Annotated in this window: 12 protein-coding genes and 1 pseudogene; 5 read left to right on the top strand and 8 right to left on the bottom strand. The window is 72.3% G+C overall.

The window, feature by feature from the left end:
- Positions 1-113 precede the first annotated feature (113 nt).
- Positions 114-218, bottom strand: a pseudogene (locus OG715_RS42510) (MbtH family NRPS accessory protein); the annotation flags it as partial.
- A gap of 254 nt (positions 219-472) precedes the next feature.
- Between OG715_RS42510 and OG715_RS32470 the strand changes: the two are divergent.
- A complete protein-coding gene (locus tag OG715_RS32470; protein WP_266273731.1) occupies positions 473-3,685 on the top strand; it encodes a putative bifunctional diguanylate cyclase/phosphodiesterase in 3,213 nt (1,070 codons plus the stop codon).
- Here OG715_RS32470 and OG715_RS32465 read toward each other — a convergent pair.
- Entirely contained in the window at positions 3,666-4,274 is a 609-nt protein-coding gene (locus OG715_RS32465) for a TetR/AcrR family transcriptional regulator (protein WP_266273732.1), read from the bottom strand. The two genes, OG715_RS32470 and OG715_RS32465, sit on opposite strands and share 20 nt — an antisense overlap.
- 94 nt (positions 4,275-4,368) lie before the next feature.
- On the opposite strand from OG715_RS32465, the gene OG715_RS32460 reads away from it, so the two are divergent.
- Positions 4,369-5,406, top strand: a complete 1,038-nt coding sequence (locus tag OG715_RS32460; RefSeq protein WP_266273733.1) for an aldo/keto reductase — start codon at positions 4,369-4,371, stop codon at positions 5,404-5,406.
- Between the two features lie 120 nt (positions 5,407-5,526).
- Positions 5,527-6,015: a GNAT family N-acetyltransferase gene (locus tag OG715_RS32455; RefSeq protein ID WP_266273734.1), complete on the top strand. Its 489-nt coding sequence runs from the start codon at positions 5,527-5,529 to the stop codon at positions 6,013-6,015.
- Positions 6,016-6,333: 318 nt separating this feature from the next.
- Here OG715_RS32455 and OG715_RS32450 read toward each other — a convergent pair whose 3' ends face one another.
- The 3 genes from OG715_RS32450 to OG715_RS32440 all read right to left on the bottom strand — a co-directional run bounded on the left by OG715_RS32450 (position 6,334) and on the right by OG715_RS32440 (position 9,396).
- A complete protein-coding gene (locus OG715_RS32450; protein WP_266273735.1) occupies positions 6,334-7,308 on the bottom strand; it encodes a DUF4331 family protein in 975 nt (324 codons plus the stop codon).
- Positions 7,309-7,773: 465 nt separating this feature from the next.
- Complete coding sequence (locus OG715_RS32445) at positions 7,774-8,325, bottom strand: DUF3995 domain-containing protein (RefSeq protein ID WP_266273736.1); 552 nt, start codon at positions 8,323-8,325, stop codon at positions 7,774-7,776.
- A 135-nt stretch (positions 8,326-8,460) separates the two neighbouring features.
- Positions 8,461-9,396: a MerR family transcriptional regulator gene (locus OG715_RS32440; RefSeq protein ID WP_266273737.1), complete on the bottom strand. Its 936-nt coding sequence runs from the start codon at positions 9,394-9,396 to the stop codon at positions 8,461-8,463.
- A 308-nt stretch (positions 9,397-9,704) separates the two neighbouring features.
- Here OG715_RS32440 and OG715_RS32435 point away from each other — a divergent pair, with 308 nt between their 5' ends.
- The gene (locus tag OG715_RS32435; RefSeq protein WP_266273738.1) at positions 9,705-11,528 is read left to right on the top strand and encodes an alkyl/aryl-sulfatase; all 1,824 of its coding nucleotides are present in this window, start codon (positions 9,705-9,707) and stop codon (positions 11,526-11,528) included.
- A gap of 8 nt (positions 11,529-11,536) precedes the next feature.
- Positions 11,537-13,237 carry a SulP family inorganic anion transporter gene (locus OG715_RS32430; protein ID WP_266273739.1) on the top strand — a complete coding sequence of 567 codons (1,701 nt, stop codon included), beginning with the start codon at positions 11,537-11,539 and terminating at the stop codon, positions 13,235-13,237.
- A 49-nt stretch (positions 13,238-13,286) separates the two neighbouring features.
- Here OG715_RS32430 and OG715_RS32425 read toward each other — a convergent pair whose 3' ends face one another.
- The 3 genes from OG715_RS32425 to OG715_RS32415 are packed head-to-tail and all read right to left on the bottom strand — an operon-like array spanning position 13,287 to position 15,121.
- Positions 13,287-13,748: a hypothetical protein gene (locus OG715_RS32425; RefSeq protein ID WP_266273740.1), complete on the bottom strand. Its 462-nt coding sequence runs from the start codon at positions 13,746-13,748 to the stop codon at positions 13,287-13,289.
- Positions 13,749-13,768: 20 nt separating this feature from the next.
- Positions 13,769-14,956, bottom strand: coding sequence for a methyltransferase domain-containing protein (locus OG715_RS32420; RefSeq protein WP_266273741.1), 1,188 nt, complete (start codon positions 14,954-14,956; stop codon positions 13,769-13,771).
- Positions 14,957-15,121, bottom strand: coding sequence for a hypothetical protein (locus OG715_RS32415; protein ID WP_266273742.1), 165 nt, complete (start codon positions 15,119-15,121; stop codon positions 14,957-14,959).
- Positions 15,122-15,295 lie beyond the last annotated feature (174 nt).

The raw sequence follows: 15,295 nt of genomic DNA, 5'->3' as shown, positions 1-15,295 counted from the left end.
GTGTCCGGGGGGCCCGTCCGGCCGGTGCGGGCGACGCGAGGGACGACGGCTCCGCCGGGGCCGCCCGGGCCCAGGCCGAGCCCCGGCGCACGCCACTCACGCTCGACGTAGCGACGGCACTCCGTACGCCCGGCGGGCCCGAAGACCGTCCGCCAACCGCTCGGAACCGTGAAGTCCCCGGGCCAGATCGTATACTGACCGTCCTCGTTGACCAGCACGGCGTGACGTCCGGAGCCCACTCCGGCACGTACTCCCCGTGCGCTGTCCGCTGCTTCATCCACCGGCTTGACCTCGTGCTGTAGCGGCAGAATGCTGGGAGGTGCGACATTTCCGACTATACGCACTCAAGGACCATTTCGAACGTTCGGCCGGACCACCCCGGTCCGGCCCGGACGCTCGCGAGCCCCTGCCCGGAAATCCCACCACCCGTCACCGCGGGAGGACGGGGTGATGTCGCGGAGGAGGTAGCTCGTTGACACGTCGGCGCCAACGCCTGATGGCCTGTTACCTGGCGTGGATGGTGCTGTTCACCGGCATCTACTACGCCAATCCCTCCCAGCGGATCATCTGGTGGACGGGCATCGGCCTGGGCGGCGTCGCCGCCATCGTGGTCGGCGTCCGCCTCAACCGCCCCTCGCACGCCCGCTACTGGTACCTGCTCGCGCTCGCCAACCTCAGCTTCACGGCGGGCGAGGTGGTCCAGGTCGTCCAGATGCAGTTCCTGCACCTGGGCAGCCCCTTCCCGTCCATCGCCGACGGCTTCTACCTCGCCGAGTACCTGCTTTACGCGGCAGGCGTGTTGGGCTTCATCCGCTGGCGGACCGCGCATCAGGACCGGGCCAGCCTGCTGGACGCGCTGATCCTCACCATGGGTCTGGCGCTGCTGGTCTGGATCTACCTGATCCTCCCCTACGCGCGGAACCCCGACCTCGACTGGTTCCAGAAGGCCGTCTCGATCGGCTACCCGCTGGGCGACGTCGTGGTACTGGCCCTGTTGCTCCGTCTGGTCGTACCGCGGGGCGGCGTCAGCCGATCGCTCCAGCTGCTCGCCGTCGGCACCGTCGGCCTGCTGGTCTCCGACATCGCCTACGGGCTGATCGTGCTGCACGGCAACTGGCACATCGGCACCCCCGTGGACTTCGGCTGGGCCGCCTTCTACACCGCCTGGGGCGCGGCCGCCCTGCACCCGTCCATGGTCGAGCTGACCAGGCCCATCCCCAGCCAGCAGCCGGACCTCAGCCCCGTCCGGCTGGCGCTGCTCACCGCCGCCTCACTGATCGCGCCGACCATCCTGATCATCGAGGCCGGCGCGGGCAACACCAGCAACGCCGGGGTGATCGGCGCCTTCTCCGCCCTGATCTACCTGCTCGTGCTCGCCCGGCTGGCGGTCGTGGTGCGCGCCCGCCGCCAGGCCGTCGCCAGGGAACGCGCGCTGCGGGTCGCCGGCTCCGCCCTCACCTCGGCCGTCACCGTCGAGGAGGTCGCCGACGCCGTCCAGGCCGCCGCCTCCACCCTGATGCCGACCGAGCCCGGCCATGTCGCGCTGCTCGCCGTCACCGAGGGCGGCGTCCTGCACGTGCGGCACGCCGAGCGCGGCGCCGACCGCCACCTGCTCGGCGCCGAGCACGAGTCCGACGAGGCGCTCGCCCTCGCCGCCTACCGGGAGACCAGGCTGCTGTCCGTCGAGGACATCGGCAACGGCCTCGCCACCCGGCTGGACGGCATGCCCAGCGCCCTGCTGTGCCCGCTCACCCTGGCCGAGCGCCCGTCCGGGGACCCCTTGATCGGCGCCCTCATCGTCACCGGCACCGAGCAGGAGCTGACCAGCCTCTGGGGCTCGCTGGAGATCCTGGCCGGCCAGGCCGCGTTCGCCGTCGAGCGCGTCATGCTCAGCCAGGAGATCACCCGGCGGGACAGCGAGGCCTACTTCCGCACCCTGGTCCAGAGCGCCAGCGACGTCATCCTGATCCTCAACGGCGACGACTCCGTCCGCTACGCCTCGGGCTCCTCCGCCGAACGCGTCCTCGGCTACCCGAACCTCTCCGGCTCCCTGATCACCGACCTCGTCCCGACCGAGGACAGCCGGTCGGTCGGCAAGGCGCTGGCGCGGATGCGCAGCCGGGACGCCGGCCTCCCCGCCTCGCGCCCCGGCCGTTCCGGGCTGGACGCCCAGCGCGACCACTGGCGGCTGCTGCGCGCCGACGGCACCCCGATCGAGGTCGAGGTTCACTCGAACGATCTGCGGGCCGATCCGACGGTGGGCGGGCTGGTGCTCACCCTGCGCGACGTCACCGAGCAGCGGCAGATGGAGCGCGAGCTCACCCACCGGGCCTTCCACGACTCGCTGACCGGCCTGGCGAACCGGGTGCTGTTCCTGGACCGGGTGAGCCACGCGCTCTCCCGGGGCGAGCGCAGCGGCGCCGTCACCGGGGTGCTCTTCCTCGACCTGGACGACTTCAAGATGGTCAACGACACCCAGGGGCACGCGGTCGGCGACGAGCTGCTGATCGCCGTCTCGCTGCGGGTGTCGACGGCGCTGCGCACCTCGGACACGGCGGCGCGCCTGGGCGGCGACGAGTTCGCGGTGCTGGTGGAGGACGCGCTGGCGCCGGCCGACGTCGGGGCGCTCGCGGACGGCGTGCTGGCGGCGTTCGCCGAGCCGTTCCGGCTGAGCGCGGGCGCGGTGCGGGTGTCGGCCAGCATCGGGGTGGCGACGACGGAGGACAGCGTCGACGCCACCGAGCTGCTGAGCCACGCCGACCTGGCCCTGTACTCGGCGAAGTCGGCGGGCAAGCGGCAGTGGTGCCACTACCAGCCGTCCTTGCAGGCGGGCCTGGTGGCGCGGCACGAGCTGAACGAGAACCTGGACACGGCGATCGCCGAGTCCGCGTTCCGGCTGTACTACCAGCCGATCGTCGACCTGGCCTCGGGGGCGCTGGTGGCCTTCGAGGCGCTGGTGCGCTGGCCGCACGACCGGCGCGGCATGGTGCTGCCGGACGAGTTCATCGCCCTCGCCGAGGAGAGCGGCCAGATCGTGCCGCTCGGCGCCTGGGTGCTGGAGCGCGCCGCCCAGGAGACGGCTGTCTGGCACGCCGCCAGCTCCGCCGCCCGCGCCGCCGTCGGCCTCCCGCCGCTGCGGGTCAACGTCAACGTCTCGGCGCGCCAGTTCCGCGACCCGGGCTTCGTGGACGTGGTGCGCGGCGCGATCCGCTCCTCCGGGATCCCGCCGCAGTCGCTGGTCCTGGAGCTCACCGAGTCCGTCCTGATGCGCCGGGACGACCGCGTCCACACCGATATGCGCACCCTGGGCGACCTCGGCGTCGGCATCGCCATCGACGACTTCGGCACCGGCTACTCCTCGCTCTCCTACCTGCGGGAGTTCCCGATCTCGATCCTGAAGATCGACAAGTCCTTCATCGACGGCCTCAGCCTCTCCCAGCAGCAGTACGCCCTGGTGGAGGGCATCACGAGGATCGCCGACACCCTCGGCGTCCAGGTCATCGCCGAGGGCATCGAGCACCCCGACCAGCGCGACCTCCTCGCCGCCATGGGCTGCCCCCTCGGCCAGGGCTACCTCTTCGCCCGCCCCCTCACCCCCGACCAGGCCCGCGCCTTCATCGAAGAGCACACGGCGCCCCCCTCCACGAACCCACCGGCCCCGGCGACTAGGGCGACGGACGACTGAAGGCGCCGGCGTGGGCCGCCGCGAGGGCGGCCTCGGCGGCGCGGTCGGCGGTGGTCTCGTCGATCGGGTCGGCCGTGGTGAGCATGCGGTAGTAGAGGGGGGCGGAGACGGCCCGGATCACCTCGAACGGGTCGGTGCCGGGCGGGAGTTCGCCCCGGTCGACGGCCTCGGTGACGCACGGGGCCCACTCCTCCACCCGGGCGCGGTAGAAGCGGTGCAGGGCCTCGGCGGCGTCCGGGTCGCAGGTGGCGGCGACCAGGACGGCGCGGAAGAGGGCGCCCTGCCGGGGGTCGGCGAGGGTGCGGGCGACGAGGCGGGCGTTGGCGCGGAGGTCCTCGGCGAGGGAGCCGGTGCGGGCGCGCGGGAGGGACTGCTCGGCCATGTCGGTGAGCAGGTCGGCGAGCAGTGCGCCGACCGAGCCCCAGCGCCGGTAGACGGTGGTGCGGCCGACCTCGGCGCGGCGGGCGACGTCGCCGAGGTCGAGCCCGGCGAAGCCGACCTCGACCAGGGCGTCCTCGGCGGCCCCGAGGACGGCGGTTCGGACGCGGGCGGTCCGGCCGCCGGGGCGCTGCATGTCCGATGCTGTCATTAACGGGATTCCTGTTCCATTAGCGAGCGCGACGGTGCTAGGGTCGAGGCATCTTAACGGAACAGCAGTACCGTTAGCGAAGGGAACACCTCTCATGGAGTACCGCCGCCTCGGCGCGTCCGGCCTCACCGTCCCCGCACTCTCCCTCGGCACCGGCACCTTCGGCGGCCGCGGCCCGCTGTTCGGCGCCTGGGGCACCACCGACGAGACCGAGGCCCGCCGCCTGCTGGACATCGCCATCGACGCCGGCGTCACCCTGTTCGACACCGCCGACGTCTACTCCGACGGCGCCTCCGAGGAGGTCCTCGGCCGGGCGATCAAGGGCCGCCGCGACCAGGTGCTGATCTCCACCAAGGCCGGCCTGCCCACCGGCGACGGCCCCAACGACGCCGGGACCTCCCGCGCCCGCCTCACCACCGCCGTCGACGCCGCCCTGCGCCGCCTCGGCACCGACCACCTCGATCTCTTCCAGCTGCACGCCTTCGACGCCGCCACCCCGGTCGAGGAGGTGCTCGGCGCCCTGGACGAGCTGGTCCGGGCCGGCAAGGTCCGCTACACCGGCGTGTCCAACTTCTCCGGCTGGCAGCTGATGAAGTCGCTCGCCGCCGCCGACCGCGACGCCCGCCCCCGCTACGTCGCCCACCAGGTCTACTACTCCCTCGTCGGCCGCGACTACGAGTGGGAGCTGATGCCGCTCGGCCAGGACCAGGGCGTCGGCGCGCTGGTGTGGAGCCCGCTCGGCTGGGGCCGCCTCACCGGGAGGATCCGCCGCGGCGCCCCGGTCCCGCCCGGCAGCCGCCTCCACGACACCGCCGACTACGGCCCGCCGGTGGAGGACGAGCTGCTGTACGACGTGGTCGACGCGCTGGACGCGATCGCCGCCGAGACCGGGCGCACCGTCCCCCAGGTGGCGATCAACTGGCTGCTGCGCCGCCCCACCGTCTCGTCCGTGATCATCGGCGCCCGCAACGAGGAGCAGCTGCGCCAGAACCTGGGCGCGGTCGGCTGGGAGCTCACCGCGGAGCAGGTCGCCCGACTGGACGCGGCGAGCGCCCGCACCGCGCCGTACCCCTACTTCCCGTACCGCCGCCAGGAGGCCTTCGCCCGGCTGAACCCGCCGCTCGCGGGGTGAGCGGGGCGGCGCGGCGGCGGGGCGGCGGCGGGGGGCGGCGGTGCGGGGCCACGGGATGCGACGGGCGCGGGCGCGTAAACCGCTTGTCGTCGCAGGTGGGGGCAGTGCATGGTCGGTGCCATGATCGAACTCCGCGCACTGACCCCCGAGGACTGGCCGCTCTTCCGGGAGCTGCGCCTCGCCGCCCTGGCCGAGGCGCCGTACGCCTTCGGCTCCACCCTCGCCGCCTGGCAGGGCGAGGGCGACCGGGAGGAACGCTGGCGCTCCCGGCTGGGGATCCCCGGCGCCCTGGACCTCGTCGCCCTCGTGGACGGCAAGCCCGCCGCGATGGCCACCGGGGTGCCGGAGGACGGGCACGCGGAGCTGATCTCGATGTGGGTCGGCCCGAAGGCGCGCGGCCGGGGTGTCGGCGCCCGGCTGATCGCCGAGATCGAGGGGTGGGCGGCCCGGCGGGGTTTCGCCACCCTGCGCCTCGCCGTGATGCCGCACAACACCCACGCCATCGCCCTCTACGAGCGCGTCGGCTTCACCGACACCGGCGAGCCGGGCGACCTGCTCCCGGACGGCGTCACCCGCGAGCTGGTGCTGGCCAAGCCGCTGTCCCCCTGAGCACCTGCGGCACCAGCCCCCACCTCCATCAACTCCCTTGTGTTTTACCGGAGTTCACACGTCCGTTCCGGCCGCGCACCGTGTGGAACGCCGAGCCAGGGAGTCCGTACTGTGCCGCCCTTGCTGCCCTACGAGATCGTCGCGGATCCGACACCGCTCCAGGCATCGCTCCCGGCATCGCTCCCGGACGAGCCCTCCGTGGGGACGGTGTACCTGATCGTCGCCGACACCCACCGGGTCCAGGTGGAGTGGGTGACGCGCCGGCCGCGCGCGGAGCCCCGCGCGGCCGGTGGTGCGTGCGGCCGGTGGTGCGTGCGGCTAGCCCGCCGGGGGGACGGGGTGGGGGTGGCCGAGGTGGGGGAAGTCGGGCAGCAGATCGGCGTGCGGGGGGATGTGGTCGCTGGTGATCTTCCCTCCGGAGACCATCGCGAGCCGCGCGGAGGTCACGTCGTCGGTGAGGGTGCGGCCGTTGGGGTAGACGGCCGGGCGGGCGCGGTCGTAGCGGAGGATGTCGGGCAGGACGATCTTCAACGTCTCGGTGGCGGCGTCGGTGGTGTAGTCGCCGGTGTGCTGGAGGACGGCCGTCCAGGGCTCCCGGTACCTCTCCCAGTCGTCGGCCGGCTCACCGGCGTTGTACACGTCCTTGACCTCCTCCGCGTTGAAGTAGGCGGTCAGGGAGGGGTGCGCGCCCCGGTCGACCGAGATCAACTGCCCGTCCTGGTGCAGACTCACCCGCGCCCACACCCCGATCCCCGGCTCCGGCCCGAGGTCCGCGTCCGGCACTTCGAGGGCGATGCCGAAGACGTTCGCCTCGGCCATCGCGTCCTTGCCGGTCCAGGTGAACTCGTTGACGATCCCTTCGAGATCGGCGAAGAACGGGTCGCTGCGCAGCCCGACGGAGACCCTTCGCCCGTCGGCCTCGGCGACGTGCGGGGTGTTGCCGAAGACCACCGGCACATCGGTGAACAGGACGTCGCCGCCCGCCTCGTGCTTGCGCGCGGCCTCACCGGCGGCCCGGCGGACGGTCATGTTCTGCGTACCGTCGGCGGGCGCGGAGAAGGTGAACGAGTAAGCGACGTCGGCCTGGTGGTCGCCGTCGCTGTCGATGTTGATCCGGTAGACGGCGTCCGGGTGGAACTCCGTACCGCCGGTGGGTGCGTAGGGGTTGACGTTCATGATCAGGACCGTCCGCCCGGGGCCGCCGACGGCGGGGAAGGCGAAGAGGTCGGTGAGGTCGAGCCGCGCGTCGCCGCGCGGGGAGCGGAGGTTCGGTCCGCTGAGGTGGTGGGACATGGCCGTAGAGCTACCAGCCCCCGCCCGAGCCCGACCGAACGACACCCACGCACGCTGCGGCCGTCCACCGATCGGCGGAAACCCGGCTCAGAGGAGCCAGGCGGTCGCCCCACCGTCGGGGCCGGTGAAGCCGGCAGCTTGGGTGCAAGCTAGCGTCTGCCGATGCTACGTAGCGTGATGATCCCGCGGACGGAGCTTTCAATCTGCCCGATGGCCTGCCTCGTCAGGCCATCGGGCAGGCTTCCTCGGATCGCTTCCTCAACTGCCTCGGTGACGAAGTGTCACTGACGATCAACCATAGAGTTGGGCGGTCGTGGAGCGCCACGAACAGCTTCAACGCCACTGACGGCAATACGGCCGCGGTACCCACGACAGGATGATCCAGCTCCCGTGCCACAAGTGCCCTTGCAGGAAAGCGAAATCGGTGCGGTGCGCGGGAAGTCGGGCCGGCCGACTTCCCGCGCGTCAGCCGAGGCCGGTGGCCGTGGAGGCCAGGGAGAGGAGGAGGGCGCCGAGGGCTCCGGTGGCGGCGAAGCGGCGGCCGACGGGGCGGAGGTGGGGGGCGGTCGCGGCGGCGAAGGCGAGGCCGCCGGCGAGGAACCACGGGCCCCACAGGTAGAGGTACCAGCGGGTGAGCCCGGCGAGGTCGGGATCGACGGCGGCGGCGCCCGTTTCGACGAGGATGCCGTGGAGGACGAAGAGGCCGCCGTGCCAGATCAGCAGGACCGCCGCGCCGCCGCCGCAGAACACCAGGGAGCGGCCGGCCAGGCGACCCCGGGGGCGCGTCAGGCCGAGCCCGATCGCCGCCCCGACCAGCTTGAGGAAGCCCGTCACCCACAGGACGGCCAGGAACCACGGCACCCGGTCCTGCGCGAGCCGCACCAGTTCCGGCGCCACCGTCGACCGCGCGCCGAAGGTGCTCCCCATCGCCCAGAGGAGGCTGGGTATCGCGAACAGCACCCCCCACACCGCGACCGCGTAACCCCACCGCGTGCCCGTACCGCTCTTGATCGACATGACTCCACCGTCGCAGTACGACCGGCGGAGGGGCCTCGTCCGCGTGGACGAGGCCCCTCCCCCGCGAGAGCCAAACCGCTCCGCCCTGCGCAGGAAGTCGGACGGGTCGACGTCCTGTGCAGGGCCATCGGGCGCCTACGCGTCACGCGCCCGCAGGGCGGCCGTGAACCAGCCGAACACCGGTGCCAGGCTGGGCGGAACGGGCCACCCGTTGATGACGGACAGCAGGTGCCAGTAGCGCTCGGTCCGCGGGTCGCCGGCGATCTCCAGGCGGGCCAGCAGCCAGTGGCGCAGCTCCGCGTCGTCGGTGCGGTCGAAGGTCTGCGCGTAGCGCGCGGTCAGGGAATCCACGACGGCCGCCGCCTCGGGCGAGGCCGGAGGAACGCCGGCGTCGAGCGCGCGGCCGACGGCGGCGCGGACGGCCTCGGTGAGGTCGTGGTGCAGGCCGGTGCGGTCGCCTCCGGCGCGTTCGGCCGCCTGGTACTCGGCCATGCGGCGGACGGCGGCGCGGAAGTCGGGGTCCTGGGCGAGTTCGGCGAGTTCCACCCAGGCGTGGACCTGTTCGGGCTCGGGGTCGTCGGGGAGTTCGGGCACGGCCGAGCGGAGCAGGTCGACGAACTCGGCGTTGGCGTCGAGGCCGCCGAAGGTGTCGTCGACGAAGTCGGTGATCAGGCGTCGGCGTTCGTCGTCGGAGAGCTTTGCGAGCTTGTGCATGAGGTCCATTTCCTCGGGAGTGGAGCCGCGTTCGGCCACCGCGCGCAGGACCGCGCGCCGCAGGCGGAGGATGCGGATCTGCACCTCCAGGGCGTCGGCGTGCGCGGCCGCGACCTCGGGCACCGTGACCTCCCGGTCCAGCACCCGCCGGACGACGGCGAGTTCGAGGCCGAGGTCGCGCAGGGTGCGCACCAGGTCGAGGCGGGCGAGCGCGGCGGGGTCGTAGAGCCGGTAGCCGGCCGGGCTGCGGTCGGTCGGCGGCACGAGCCCGGAGTCGGCGTAGAACCGAATGGTCTTGACCGTGAGCCCGGTCCGCCGGGCCAGGTCACCGATGGTGAAGAGCGTGTCGCCGTCCATGCCCCTACTCTGGCGTCTCCCCCGAGGGGAGACTCAAGCCCCATGCGGCCAGGAAGCACGCCTCCGCCGGCGGAGGCTCGCCGAGGTCGCCGTGCCCGAGCACCGTTCGCCGCGATGACCACGCACCCGTTCGCCGCGGTGACCGCGCACCCGTTCGCCGCCCGCGCCGTGCGTTGTGCCCCGGTATGTCGCAGACTTCCCGAAGATGCCCGCGGCATTCCCGAGCCCGTAGTCCCGCGGCATTCCCGAGCCCGTCAGGGGCCGCGCCCGGCCCCTGACTGCTGCTGATCGGATGATCGGAGCGACGCATGAGTCACCTGCCCTCGTTCGAGGACACCACCGACTTCGAGAATGCCGACCGGGGCTTCCTGGGGGCGTTGGTGCCCGCGGTGGTCAGGGCCGCGGACGGGCGGGTGGTGTGGGACAACGATGCCTACGACTACCTCCAGGGCGAGTGCCCGGACACGGTCAGCCCGAGCCTGTGGCGGCAGGCGCAGTTGTGCGCGAAACAGGGTCTGTACGAGGTGGCGGAGGGGATCTACCAGGTCAGGGGGCTGGACCTGTCGAACATGACGCTGGTGGAGGGCGAGCGGGGGGTGATCGTGATCGATCCGCTGATCTCCACCGAGTGCGCCGCCGCCGCGCTCGCGCTCTACCGCGAGCACCGCGGGGAGCGGCCGGTGACCGGTCTGATCTACACCCATTCGCACGGGGACCACTTCGGCGGTGCGCGCGGGGTGCTGCCCGAGGGGAGCGAGCAGGGCGTGCCGGTGATCGCACCGATCGGGTTCCTGGAGCACGCGGTCAGCGAGAACGTCTACGCCGGCAGCGCGATGACGCGGCGGGCGATGTTCATGTACGGCGACCGGCTGCCCAAGTCGCCGGAGGGGCAGGTCAGCGCCGGGCTGGGGATGACGACCTCGACCGGCACGGTCTCGCTGATCCCTCCGACTCTGGACGTCACCCGCACCGGGCAGGAGGAGACGGTGGACGGGGTGCGGATCGTCTTCCAGCTCACCCCGGGCACGGAGGCTCCGGCGGAGATGAACTTCTCCTTCCCGCAGCGGCGCGCGCTGTGCCTGGCGGAGAACGCCACCCACAACATGCACAACATCCTGACCCTGCGGGGGGCGGTGGTGCGCGATGCGCGGATCTGGTCGCGGTACCTGGACGAGGCCGTCGAGTTCTTCGGCGACAGCTACGACGTCGCGTTCGCCTCGCACCACTGGCCGACGTGGGGCCGGGAGAACGTGGTCGAGATGCTGACCCAGCAGCGCGACCTGTACGCCTACATGCACGACCAGACGCTGCGGATGCTCAACTCCGGCCTGACCGGCGCGGAGCTGGCCGAGGAGATGCAGCTGCCGCCCGCACTGGAGCAGGCATGGCACGCGCGCGGCTACTACGGCTCCCTCAGCCACAACACCAAGGCCGTCTACCAGCGCTACCTCGGCTGGTTCGACGGCAATCCCGCCCACCTGTGGGAGCACCCCCCGGTCGAACTGGCCACGCGCTACGTCGAGTTGGCCGGCGGCCCGGAGGCCGCCCTGGCCAAGGCCCGCGCCTGCGCCACCGACGGCGACCTGCGCTTCGCGGCCACCCTGCTGAACCACCTGGTCTTCGCCGATCCCCGGAACGACGCCGCGAAGGAGGAGTTGGCCGGCGTGTACGAGCGCCTGGGGCACGGCTGCGAGAACGGCCCCTGGCGCAACTTCTACCTCATGGCCGCGGTGGAACTGCGCCAGGGCCCGGGCACCGTCGAACTGGACACCAGCACCGGGATGGCGGCGGCGCTGACCACCGAGATGCTGCTCGACTCCGTCGCCGTCCGCATCGACGGGCCCAGGGCGTGGCACGACTCCCTGACCGTCGACCTCGCCCTGACCGACGAGGGCGCCCGCCACCGGCTCACCCTGCGCAACGGGGCCCTGACCCACCGCGCCGCCCCCCTCGACACCGCCCCCAAGGGCCCGTCGGACCTCACCCTGACCCTCACCAAGCCGCAGCTCCTCGGGCTGCTGGCCGGCAAGGGCCTGGACGGCGTCCGGAACGAGGGCGACCCCGCCGTCCTCGCACGCCTCTTCTCCTACGTCTCCGAGCCCGACAAGTCCTTCGCCATCGTCACCCCCTGACCGGACCGATGGCGACCGACCTGGCAGGACGGGCGCGCAAGCTCACGGCCCGGGTGCGGTGGGGCCGGCCGACCGGTGCCGATGTGACGGCGGGCATGGTGACCGGACTGTTCAGCATCCCCGAGGGGATGGCGTACGCGTCCATCGCCGGCTTCAACCCGGTCGCGGGCCTGTACGCGGGCGTGGTGCCCCCGATCCTCGGGTCCCTGACCGCGCCCACGGTCCTCATGGTCACCACCCTGACCAGCGCCATCGCCCTGACCGGACAGAGCGTCGTCGCCGACGCCGGCCTGGACCCGCACGCGGGCGGCACCGTCGCCGCGCTCACCCTCCTGGTGGGCGTGGTCATGCTGCTCATGGGCGCGCTGCGCCTGGGCGTCGTGCTCAGCTTCGTCTCCAACGCGGTGATGACCGGGTTCTCCACCGGCATCGCCCTGCAGATCGTCACCGGCGTCCTGGGCGACGCGAGCGGCTACCAGCCACCCGGCCACAACAAGCTGCTGCAACTGTGGAACTGGCTCACCGGCATCGGGCACTGGCAGCTCGCCCCCACCCTGGTCGCCGCCGCCACCATCGCCGTGTGGGCGCTGGCACGCACGGTCCGCAGGCTGGAGCCGGTGGCGCTGCTGGTCGCGATGGTGCTCGTCAGCATCGCGGTCGCCCTCCTGGGCACGGACGTGGAACTGGTGCGCGGCATCGCCCGAATACCCGGCTCGCTGCCCGGACTGTCCTTGCCCGACTGGAGCGCGATGCCGCACTTGATCGGCGGCGCGCTCTCGGTCGCTCTGGTCGCCCTGGCCCAGGCCGCGGGTGTGTCCCCCTCGATGCCCAACCCGGACGGCAGCCGCTCCAACGTCAACGGCGACTTCGCCGCCCAGGGCCTGGCCAACCTCGGCGGCGGCCTCTTCCAGGCCCTGCCCTCCGGCGGCTCGCTCTCCCGCACCGGCGTCGCCGCCAGTGCGGGCGCCAGAACCCGCTGGGCCGGAGTGATCTCCGGGGTGTTCCTGGCCCTGGTCGTCCTGGTGGCGGGCAAACTGGCCGAGCGGATCCCGATGCCGGTGATCGGCGGCCTGATCCTGGTCGTCGGCGGCGAACTGATCTGGGGCAAGCGCGCGGATATCGCGCTGGTCCTGCACACCTCCGCACTCTCCACCGCCGCCATGGCCGTCACCTTCGCCGCCACCACCCAGCTCCCGCTCCAACAGGCCATCGTCATCGGAGCCGTGCTGTCCTTGCTGCTCTACTGCGTCCAGGCCGCCCGTCAGTCCGGGCTCGCCACGCTGGAACGCGACCACGAGGGCGCCTGGGCCACCACCGGCGACCCACCGCCGGCCGTTCTGCCCCCCGGACGCGTCACCGTCCTGGTCTACGGGGGAACCAGCCTGTTCGCCGAACTCCCCCGCCTGGAGACCCAACTGCCCCGCGTCGACGGCGCCCGCGCGGCCGTCCTGATCCTGGTGATGCGCACCGCCCCGGACGTCCCGTCCTCCGCCATGCTCAAGCTGATCCGCCGCTACGCGAACAGCTTGCACGCCCAGGGCGGACGCCTCGTCCTCGCCGGTGTCCAACCGGCCCTGGCCACCCTCCTCGCCCGCACCGGAATCACCGCCCAACTCGGCGACAACGCCGTCGTCCCCACCGAACCCGCCCTGCTGGCGCCCCTCGACCGCGCGGCGGAGCAAGCCCGGGAGTGGATCGCCACTCGGTGAAGGGGCCGCGTTCGTCCCGGCGATCCGGTGGTAGCCGCGGGCGCGGCCGTCAGCCCCGGCGGCTCGCCGCGTTGCGGACGCGGCGGGTGCGTCCCCGCTCGGCGAGGAGGCCGAACGCGGCGGGAGAAGTGACGAGCGGGGATGTGGTGACCGTGCGTTGGAACCAGTCGGAGGCGGTCAGCAGTTCCTCCTCGGCCCAGGGCTCGTCCAGGGCAATGGTCCTGAGCAGGGTCCACTCGCGCAGGCGGCGGACGAGGAACGCGCGCTCGCCGATGACCTCGGCCGTCCTCCCGGCCCAGGCCGGGAACCCGGGGCCGGTCAGCTGCGCGGCGGCCCGGCGTTCGAGATGCTGGTTCACCGCTGCCTCGGCCACGGACTGGTCCTCGTCGCGAAGGACGGTGGCCAGCAGCTCGGCCTCCTCCGCCTCGGCGACGCTTTCCAGCGCCCGCAGGTACTGGGCGTAGCGCCGGTGCTCGGGCGGTTCGTCGTCATCGATGGGCGAGCCATTCATTCGGCCATCACATCATTGACTCACTCCAGCGGGGGTGCGGAACTCCGTACGACCGTCCGCGGGTCGTCGAGCCAGAAGCTGTGCGACCCGTCGGGCGCCACGGTCAGCCCGAAACGGTCCGGCCCGGGCTCGTCATTGACCAACCACCAGGCATGGGCCTCGGCCACCTCGGCCCACAGCCGCCGGGGGCCGTACTGCCACACCGTGAACCCCTTCGTTCCCTCGCCCGCCCAGTCCACGGCCGCCCACGACTTCGCGTCCGTGGTGGCGAGCCAGAGCCGGCGAGCTACGCCGTCCACGTCCGGATCGTTGTCCCACGCCTGCCACACGTCGGCGAGGCGAATGCCGATGCCGAACGACGGGTCCCCCCGGTCCTCGGCGATCTCGAACGCGGCCAGGTCCGTGGACGACTCGTCGGGCACGTGCTCGTCGTGGACCACGTCCCGGTAGAGCCGGACCCCGGATCGCTGCCTCCGGTTGAGCATGAACGCGCTGTGCGGGCTGAACCGCCCCGACGCGCTGCCGTCCGCGCCGACGATCAGCAGCAGTAGCCCCCACCCCACCCACGGACTGTCCCACGGCAGCAGAACCAACCCACCCGCTACGGTCTGCGCGATCAGAGCCGACGGCACGGACCGGAACGCGCAGGTCGCGACCACGCGATCGTACGGAGCACCCGGGGCCCACCCACGGCTGCCGTCACCGCACACCACCACCGGGGACAACCCGAGCTCGTGCAGGGCGGCGCGGGCGCTCGCGGTCACGTCGGGGTCCACTTCGACACTGGTCACCAGGCCCGGGCCGAGTCGGTGCGACATCAGCGCCGCGTTCCACCCCGGACCGGTGCCGACCTCCAGCACCCGCATGCCGTCCCGCAGGTCGAGCATGTCGAGCATGCGGAAGACGATTCCCGGATCGGACAGGGACGACGTCGGAACCGGGTCGTCGTCGCTCTCCCGGCCGTCGTTGATCTGAGTGACCACCGGGGCTTCCGCGTAGGCGGAAGCCCACCAACCTGCGGGGTCGCCGGTCCTGCTGGTCGGCTCGAACGTGTCCGCGTCCCAGACCAAATCAGGCATGAATCGGTGGCGAGGTACCGCGTAGGCGGCCGCCTCCCACTCGGGGGCCACATCGCGGCCGAGGTACTCCGCGACAGCCCGGAGCAGGCCGCGCATGGCGACCTGCCCCGTCCCGTGCTCACCGGTCACCTACTTCTCGTCCTTCTTGTGCTTGTTGTCGACCTTGCCGCTCTGGTGGTCGGCGTTCGTCTTGGAGTCCCCGGGGTCCTTCTTCCCCCCGTGCCTGCCCTGCCCGCCGTCGTTGGCGCCCGATCCGCCACCACTGCTTCCACCCTTGCCCGTTCCCCAAGCCATAACCAGTCCTCTTACGTTGATTGTCAGTCGGTGTTCTCGGTGAACCGCTTGGTCTCCGGCGCCGTCGGGCCGGGAGGACGTTCGATCGGGGTGCTCATGATGAAGTTGCCTTGCGCAGTGGCCATTGCTTCCTCTCCTCTCCCCCAAGTTGGCACCAAGATCTGCCAGGTACCT

It is taken from the genome of Kitasatospora purpeofusca (assembly GCF_036010405.1).
In the GTDB taxonomy this organism is placed as follows: Bacteria; Actinomycetota; Actinomycetes; order Streptomycetales; family Streptomycetaceae; genus Kitasatospora; species Kitasatospora purpeofusca.
This window is presented reverse-complemented; position numbering and strand designations above follow the sequence as displayed.

Coding starts and splice junctions, on each gene's coding strand:
- OG715_RS32465 (WP_266273732.1), bottom strand. CDS start 4,274: ATGACAGCATCGGACATGCAGCGCCCCGGCGGCCGGACCGCCCGCGTC.
- OG715_RS32460 (WP_266273733.1), top strand. CDS start 4,369: ATGGAGTACCGCCGCCTCGGCGCGTCCGGCCTCACCGTCCCCGCACTC.
- OG715_RS32455 (WP_266273734.1), top strand. CDS start 5,527: ATGATCGAACTCCGCGCACTGACCCCCGAGGACTGGCCGCTCTTCCGG.
- OG715_RS32450 (WP_266273735.1), bottom strand. CDS start 7,308: ATGTCCCACCACCTCAGCGGACCGAACCTCCGCTCCCCGCGCGGCGAC.
- OG715_RS32445 (WP_266273736.1), bottom strand. CDS start 8,325: ATGTCGATCAAGAGCGGTACGGGCACGCGGTGGGGTTACGCGGTCGCG.
- OG715_RS32440 (WP_266273737.1), bottom strand. CDS start 9,396: ATGGACGGCGACACGCTCTTCACCATCGGTGACCTGGCCCGGCGGACC.
- OG715_RS32435 (WP_266273738.1), top strand. CDS start 9,705: ATGAGTCACCTGCCCTCGTTCGAGGACACCACCGACTTCGAGAATGCC.
- OG715_RS32430 (WP_266273739.1), top strand. CDS start 11,537: ATGGCGACCGACCTGGCAGGACGGGCGCGCAAGCTCACGGCCCGGGTG.
- OG715_RS32425 (WP_266273740.1), bottom strand. CDS start 13,748: ATGAATGGCTCGCCCATCGATGACGACGAACCGCCCGAGCACCGGCGC.
- OG715_RS32415 (WP_266273742.1), bottom strand. CDS start 15,121: ATGGCTTGGGGAACGGGCAAGGGTGGAAGCAGTGGTGGCGGATCGGGC.